Origin of the sequence: Enterococcus rivorum, assembly GCF_001742285.1 — a bacterium.
Taxonomy (GTDB): domain Bacteria; phylum Bacillota; class Bacilli; order Lactobacillales; family Enterococcaceae; genus Enterococcus_L; species Enterococcus_L rivorum.
In genome coordinates this window covers 1-7,699 of the sequence record NZ_MIEK01000061.1, presented here as the reverse complement: position 1 = coordinate 7,699, position 7,699 = coordinate 1, and the positions used below count along the sequence as shown (strand labels likewise).

Sequence of the window (7,699 nt, the reverse complement as noted above, 5' to 3'; positions counted from 1 at the left end):
TCATTTGTCTTCACTCCTTATAATTCTTTCGTCAGAACTATTTTGAGTGTAGCACAAATGACTTTTTTAGTTGTCTAGCTTAATTTTACTATCGGCGATGCAAAAAAACTCTGAAAAATCTGTAGTAAGATTTTTCAGAGTTTTGTTTTCTATTCAGTCAGTCTTTTACTAGCCTATTCGATATAGGCCCATTTGTAATCATATTTCGCACCTGTTGAATGATTTACAACATTTTTAACTTTCTCCGCACGAAGACGTGCTTCAGCCGCTTGGAATACCGGAATGACCCCTTGATCGTCCATAATTACTTTTTCTGCATCAAGCATATCTTGCCAACGTTCCTCCGGTTTATTAGCATTTGTTGTAGAGGCACTTTTCACTAATGCATCATATTTTTCGTTAGAATAGTGTCCACGATTATAGGAATTATCGGTCACAAATAAATCTAAGAAACTGCTTGGATCAGCATAATCCGCAAACCAACCTGATGTTGCAATTTGGAAATCGCCTTTTGACATACGATCCAAACGAACAGAAAACGGTACAGAACTTACCGTTAGCTTCATGCCTGGTAAAGCCTCTGACAATGCGCCTTGTAAATATTCAGACATCTTTTTCGCATTCGCAGTATCATCTACTAACAAGTCAAATTCTAGAGAAGAAATGCCTAATTCTTTCTTCGCTTTATCCCAATATTCTTTCGCTTTCTTCACATCATGAGAAACGACATCTTTTGCCTCTTTAGTGAAATCTTCATTATTTTTAGGATCAAAAACAAAATCAGCAGGAACTAGCCCTTTAGGTACCGTTGAACCGTTCGCTAAAATTTGTGTCACTAATGCCTCACGATCGATAGCATAAGAAATGGCTTTACGTAAATTAGCGTTTCGGAAAGGTGATTTTTCATCCTGTTGATTTGATTCCAAATAGAAAGTAGAAGCTAGTTTCAATGTCAGGTAATTTGGATCTTCTTTCATTTGTTGCGCTAATTCACCAGATAAATAAGTATCATCTGCTTGTCCATCTTGGAATAAATTCAATGCAGTCGGCGCTTCTTTTACAACATCAACATTGATTTTTTCTAACTTAACGGTTTCTTTATCCCAATAATTATCATTTTTCACATATTTCCAATTAGTATCAGATCCTGGACCATCAAAATCTTCTAAAACAAACGGACCATTATAGACAGCATTTTCACTTTTTACTGTGTAATCCTTACCAAATTTTTCAACAATATCTTTTCTTTGCGGGAAGTAATTCGGTAAAGCAAGCAAATAGTCAAAGAAAGGTGTTACTTTTTCTAACGTAATTTCAAGCTCGTAATCACCGATTGCTTTAATGCCTAATTCTTCTTTTTTCAATTCTCCCTTGGTAATCTTGCCAGCATTTTTTACAGCCTCGAAAATATATGCATATTCTGAAGCAGTTGCTGGATCAACCGTTCTCTGCCAACTAAACACATAGTCTTCTGCTTTTACAGACTGTCCATCTGACCATTTTGCATCTTCTCTCAATTTTACCTTGTAAGTCAATCCATCTTCGCTAACTTCAGCCATTTCTGCGGCACCAGCTGGCTGTGAGCGATTGTCTTTATCCAGGCGATAAATCCCTTCGTAGACGTTATTTATTGTATTGAAACTTACTTCATCTGTCGCTAACGATGGATCCGCAGTTGGCATCTCTTGCCTTTCAATAAAATTGTACACTTGTTCTGAACCAGTTTCTTTGTTTGACTCTTTCTTCGATTCATCAACTTTTCCTCCACACGCAGCCAAAGAAAGGCTACATAAAGCTAATGCACCTAAAAGAACGCGTCTATTCAATTTCATAAAATCCCCAACTTTCTTTATAGTTCTATTAAAATATAACAAACTAATAAACTTCTGGCAATAAAAGATAACAGCCAATTTGAAACATTTAACAAAATAAAACATTTTTTATATTCACACACTATTAATAGCCAATAATTTGTTATTTTATACAATTGATTTTACTTGTTTCCATCAATCAGCACAAAAAAAATGTACGAGCCAATTTGAATAGATCGTCAGATGATACATATGAAAAGCTATCCCTTCTCAGTTTCACTTTAGGTTAATGGGTAATTCTCTATTTTATCCGACTCTGCTATCTAATTTAGATCGAGCTTATCATAATCATCTAAATAAACTTCTTACACATAATATAAAATAAACAACCTAATAAAGAACAACTATTTATCACGTCTTTTTTTAATTTCCCTAGATAGTTATTGTGCTGCCCCTTTCACAAAAATGATCCCTACTTTTCATTTTTTTAGCTAACATCTACGATAAACAGAGGAAAGGCGAAACTCATTGAGCCTCGCCTTTCCTCTTCAAAAGTCAATTTTAGAGTATCAAAATAATAATTCCTAACGTCTATATTGATCCTCGCTGAATCAAATTGTTTAACCCAAAATCCTCTTCCTGCTTCAACCGCCAGCTTCTTTTAGCTGTATTATAAATCAACGTTGCTAAAATAGGTTCATTTCGGTAAACAAAATTTTTTGTTTTCCACAACGAATCTTCTACAATATGAATTGGAATTTGATACTCATTTCCTTTTACCTCTGTCTGATGGAAACAAAATACCACGCCCTCTTGTAGAATCGGCTTCATTTCTTTTAATAAATCACTATTCAACTTATCAACAGGAGTTCCTCTTCGGAAAAACGTCTTTTTATCATTTACTTTTTCCAACACCACACGGCTAATTTTATCCGCCAAAATTCGATAGAACTCCTCAATATAGCGATAATAGACTCGACTCATATTATCTGCAAACTCAAAAAAAACAAAATCATTCTGTAATTTATAGAAAAATGGCGAATGTAAACTATTCTTCATATGACCAAAATACAATAATTCAGAGATTTCTAAAGGTGTTAACTCTTTTAACAAAGTCACGTCAGAAAAATCAATCCATTTGATCTCTTCATTCAATTTTCTTCTACGAAGAGCTGAAAAATAGTCATTTACATTACTTTCACCCTTAACAATTTTTAAACCTGTATGTAGATCATATTCCCCTTCGTCTGCCGATGGATTTAATAATAAAATATTGTTTGGATGATGGACAATTGAATGCATAAACTCTTCATGAGCAATCCCTTTCGATAGGACTGCGTTACTCGTTACATTAATATGTACATAAATCAAATCTACCATTCAAGCCACCCCCTTTAAAAATATACGTCCTATTATATTCTACAATATTTTGTCAATAAAAGCTTGTTTCTTTTCCTTTAAGATTCAGTTACAACACCTAAAAATAGCGCTTTCTTCATTTCTTAAAAATATTTCATTAATAAATTGTTTAAAAATGTTAATTTTTTCAATTTTTTTCCTTCTGGCGTAAAAAACTTTGGCTCTTCTATCATCCCTATGATAAACTAGATAAAGAATAGGAGGGGGACAATGGCCTCAAGAAAAAATAGACATACAAAAAATAAGTCGAATAAGAAAAACTGGCTAGTAAACATCCTTTTGTTTGTAATGCTTCTTATTGGGTTAGCACTAATCTTCAATACCCAAATTAGAAATTGGCTAATTCAGCAAAATGGACAAGCTTATGCGGTAACCAAATTAACCCCTCAAGAAATCGAAAAAAATATGAACCAAGAAGCTTCATTTGATTTCGATGCCGTTGAATCTCTAAGTACAGAAGCAGTGCTGAGAGCCCAGTTAGCAAATAAAAGTTTACCTGTAATAGGCGCTGTTGCCGTTCCAACCGTAAAAATTAATTTACCTATTTTTAAAGGTCTATCTAATGTTGCACTTTTAACAGGTGCCGGAACCATGAAGCCCGAGCAACAAATGGGCGGTGAGGGGAATTATACCCTTGCTAGTCACCGTATCCAAGATGGTGTCTCTCTTTTTTCACCTATAGAAAGAATCCAGATTGGGGAATTAATTTACATCACGGACCTAACAAATATTTATACTTATAAAGCGACTTTTGTTGAAAAAGTAGAGCCAACCAGAGTTGATCTAATTGAAGATATTCCTGGAAAAAAAATGATTACCCTGGTTACATGTGGTGACATGGACGCTACAACCAGAGTCATTGTTCAAGGAGAGTTGGATAAAGTAACTCCTATCAAAGAAGCTAATAAGGAAATGACCGCAGCTTTCCAAATGGAGCAACTCACCCTTTAATAAAATACTAAAAGCTAATATCTTAATAAATAAGGATTACACAGGGTCATTTAAACTCTGCATAATCCTTATTTTTTATTTTTCTGACTTGCTAACAGTCATTTTTTAGAAGTCTCTTAGACCATTTGCAACATTTCCTCTTTTTTAGGCGCTTTTACAGTTAAAGTAATTTCTCCTTTTTTGGCACCTATTGTGACTTTATCTCCTAGATGAATTTGCCCTGAAAGTAAAGCTTCACTTAAACGATCCTCTACTTCTTTTTGTAAAGCGCGGCGAATAGGTCTTGCCCCGTATTCTGGATCAAACCCAACCTTGCCAATCACATCGATTGCTGCTGGAGTAATCTTAATATTCACATCTTGATCCTTCATACGCTTAACAATCGCTTTACTCATAATTTTTACAATTTCATGAATTTCTTCCTGATCTAATGATCTGAAAACTACCGTTTCATCTATTCGGTTTAAGAATTCTGGACGGAAAGTCTTTTTCAACTCTTCTAAAATTCGTTTTTGCATTGCCTCGTGATCTTTAGTAATATCCTTTACATTAAAACCGACATTTTTTTCATCCCGGATAGCCGTTGCACCTATATTAGAAGTCATAATTAAAATCGTATTTCTAAAATCAACTTTCCGGCCTTTAGAATCCGTTAAATAGCCATCATCCAAGACTTGCAACAAAATATTAAATACATCTGGATGAGCTTTTTCTACTTCATCTAACAAAATAACTGAGTATGGTTTTTGACGAATTTTTTCTGTCAATTGGCCACCCTCTTCATAACCTACATAGCCTGGAGGAGAACCAATTAAACGACTAGTACTGTATTTTTCCATAAATTCAGACATGTCTACTCGAATTAAAGCATCTTCATTTCCAAACATAGCTTCTGCCAGTGTTTTTGCTAATTCTGTTTTCCCAACCCCTGTAGGCCCTAAGAACATAAATGAACCAATTGGCCGATCTGGATCTTTCAACCCACTACGCGCCCTACGAATAGCTCTAGAGACCGATTTCACTGCCTCATCTTGTCCAACTACACGATGATGTAAAATTTTCTCCAATTCTAATAAACGAGCACTTTCTTTCTTCTCTAACTGCTGTAATGGAACACCCGTCCATTGAGAGACAACAATCGCCACATCTTCTTCTGTTACTTTATTTCCATAGCCTAAAGCTTCTTTCTCTTCAATGATCAAAAGAGCTTCCAATTTTCCAACCAATTTCTTTTCTTTCTTTCTTAATGCAGCCGCACTTTCAAAAGACTGTTGTTGGATAGCTTCCTCTTTCTGTTGCACCAGACGAATAATCTCATTGCGCAAATCATTTATTTCAGACGGTTCATCCGCCCGATCCAATCGAACTTTTGCTGCCGATTCATCCATTAAATCAATCGCTTTATCAGGTAACTGTCTAGAATTGATATAGCGCACAGACAACTGTACCGCAGCATGCAACGCTTCGTCTGTAATCTCTACACTATGATGTTCTTCATAACGTGAGCGTAACCCTTTTAAAATTTCCTCTGCTTCTTCCTCTGTTGGTTCATCTACTTGAACACGAGCAAAACGTCTTTCTAATGCAGAGTCTTTTTCAATATATTTTTGGTATTCATCTAATGTAGTAGCTCCAATCGTTTGAAGCTCCCCTCTAGCCAAAGCTGGTTTTAAAATATTAGACGCATCAATCGCACCTTCTGCTCCACCAGCACCTATTAGTGTGTGTAGTTCGTCGATAAACAGAATCACTTCGCCATCTTTATAGATTTCATCTACAACTTTTTTTAGACGGTCTTCAAACTCACCACGGTACTTCGTTCCAGCAACTAATGCCCCCATATCCAACATCATCAATCTTTTTTGCTGCATTTCTTTAGGGACTTCACCATTTACAATCTTTTGCGCTAAACCTTCTGCAATGGCTGTTTTACCTACACCTGGTTCTCCTACTAAAACAGGATTATTTTTCGTTCTACGACTTAAAATTTGAATCAATCGACGAACTTCTCTTGCGCGACCCACGACTGGATCTAATGTATTTTCTCTTGCTAGCTTTGTCAAATCTCTTGCTAAAGAATCCAATGTAGGCGTTCCTGCTGGTACTTGTTTTTGTGATTGATTGTTTCTATTTCTTCCTAAAGCTCCGCTCATTTGAGGGTCTGTAATACCCATCTTTTTCAGCAATAATTGACGCATTTTTGACAAACTTAAACCTAAGTTCAGCAAAATACGAGAAGCCAATATCTCTTCATCTCTCAATAAACCTAATAAAATATGCTCGGTTCCTATATTAGAAGCACCTAAACGCTTAGCTTCATCGCCGGCATAAGAAAAAATCTGCTTTGCTCGAGGAGAATAAGGAAGATAACTACCTTTGGGATAACTTTTTACTGTTCCATAACCAGTTAAATGCTCAATCTCTTCTCTAATATCATTTTTATTTGTATTTAATTGACGCAAGGTTTTCCCAGCAATACCATTCGGTTCCAACACTAAAGCTAACAACAAATGTTCAGAACCAATCGATTGATGTCTAAAATACTTAGCTTCTTCTTGAGCGATAGCCAAAACGGCCTTGGCACTCTCGGTAAATAATTCATCCATTTTTTCATTCCTCCTCATAACTCAAACGCTCTAAGAATAGCTGCATTAATTGAGCTCTTAATACATTTTCATGTGGTACCACTTTCCCAAACACTTGCTTACCAAGCACTGAAAGCATAAGATTTCCTTCTCTTTTTGTAATAACTTCTTCTTCATATAATTTTTGAATCAAAATCAGCGCGTCCTTTTCAGACAAATCTTGTCCAACAAATTGAGCCATTTGCTTCAGTAAATGATTACTATCAGAGATTTGTATCTTAGCAATTCGAATATACCCACCACCACCACGTTTACTTTCAACAGAATAACCTCGTTGAATCGTGAAGCGAGTATTAATCACATAATTAATCTGGGATGGAACACAATTAAACAAGTGAGCCATTTCTGCTCTGCGAATCTCAATTTTACTACTTTCTTCTAAAATTTTTTTGAGGTAAGCCTCTATTAAATCCGAAGTATTCTGATTACTCATGTCATTCATCCTTTTCCCTTGACTAATACTGACCATAATTATACCTAAAAATCGCCCTTAAATAAAGGAGAATGAACTATTTAATAAAAAAGCCAGAATTTATTTCTGCTTCAGTCTCTACTAAATATAAAAATATACAAAAAAAAGAGGTAATCTACCTCTTCTTCAATAATCGGGAAGACAGGATTCGAACCTGCGACCCCTTGGTCCCAAACCAAGTGCTCTACCAAGCTGAGCTACTTCCCGTAGCTATGAACAAATAAAAAAAATCCCCGTCAAAATTAAGGTTAAAGTTAACACAACAATTTGTAACGATAATTTTATTTAATCATTTATTTTGCTTAATGCACCCAAAGGGAGTCGAACCCCTAACCTTTTGATTCGTAGTCAAACACTCTATCCAGTTGAGCTATGGGTGCGAATCATGTTACTACTGCTTT

The 7,699-nt window shown here is 35.5% G+C and carries 5 protein-coding genes and 2 tRNA genes; 1 reads left to right on the top strand and 6 read right to left on the bottom strand.

The genetic code is table 11. The features are described from left to right. Positions 1 to 173: 173 nt before the first annotated feature. Together BCR26_RS15770 and BCR26_RS15765 are read right to left on the bottom strand one after the other, a co-directional pair. Complete coding sequence (locus BCR26_RS15770; RefSeq protein ID WP_084387171.1) at positions 174 to 1,832, bottom strand: peptide ABC transporter substrate-binding protein; 1,659 nt, start codon at positions 1,830 to 1,832, stop codon at positions 174 to 176. A gap of 570 nt (positions 1,833 to 2,402) precedes the next feature. Then, positions 2,403 to 3,191, bottom strand: coding sequence for a hypothetical protein (locus tag BCR26_RS15765; protein ID WP_069699917.1), 789 nt, complete (start codon positions 3,189 to 3,191; stop codon positions 2,403 to 2,405). A gap of 249 nt (positions 3,192 to 3,440) precedes the next feature. Between BCR26_RS15765 and BCR26_RS15760 the strand changes: the two genes are divergently transcribed. After that, complete coding sequence (locus tag BCR26_RS15760) at positions 3,441 to 4,181, top strand: class A sortase (RefSeq protein WP_069699916.1); 741 nt, start codon at positions 3,441 to 3,443, stop codon at positions 4,179 to 4,181. 116 nt (positions 4,182 to 4,297) lie between these two features. On the opposite strand, the gene BCR26_RS15755 is transcribed toward BCR26_RS15760, so the two are convergent. From BCR26_RS15755 to BCR26_RS15740, 4 genes are all read right to left on the bottom strand, one after another. Next, a complete protein-coding gene (locus BCR26_RS15755; RefSeq protein WP_069699915.1) occupies positions 4,298 to 6,787 on the bottom strand; it encodes an ATP-dependent Clp protease ATP-binding subunit in 2,490 nt (829 codons plus the stop codon). A 4-nt stretch (positions 6,788 to 6,791) separates the two neighbouring features. Next, positions 6,792 to 7,259 carry a CtsR family transcriptional regulator gene (locus BCR26_RS15750; protein WP_069699914.1) on the bottom strand — a complete coding sequence of 156 codons (468 nt, stop codon included), beginning with the start codon at positions 7,257 to 7,259 and terminating at the stop codon, positions 6,792 to 6,794. 172 nt (positions 7,260 to 7,431) lie between these two features. Then, a tRNA-Pro gene (locus tag BCR26_RS15745) sits at positions 7,432 to 7,505 on the bottom strand. Between the two features lie 99 nt (positions 7,506 to 7,604). After that, a tRNA-Arg gene (locus tag BCR26_RS15740) sits at positions 7,605 to 7,678 on the bottom strand. Positions 7,679 to 7,699 lie beyond the last annotated feature (21 nt).

Bases quoted from the DNA above. Each gene is read 5' to 3' on its own strand.
- BCR26_RS15755 (WP_069699915.1), bottom strand. From the start codon at position 6,787: ATGGATGAATTATTTACCGAGAGTGCCAAGGCCGTTTTGGCTATCGCT.
- BCR26_RS15750 (WP_069699914.1), bottom strand. From the start codon at position 7,259: ATGAGTAATCAGAATACTTCGGATTTAATAGAGGCTTACCTCAAAAAA.
- BCR26_RS15770 (WP_084387171.1), bottom strand. From the start codon at position 1,832: ATGAAATTGAATAGACGCGTTCTTTTAGGTGCATTAGCTTTATGTAGC.
- BCR26_RS15760 (WP_069699916.1), top strand. From the start codon at position 3,441: ATGGCCTCAAGAAAAAATAGACATACAAAAAATAAGTCGAATAAGAAA.
- BCR26_RS15765 (WP_069699917.1), bottom strand. From the start codon at position 3,191: ATGGTAGATTTGATTTATGTACATATTAATGTAACGAGTAACGCAGTC.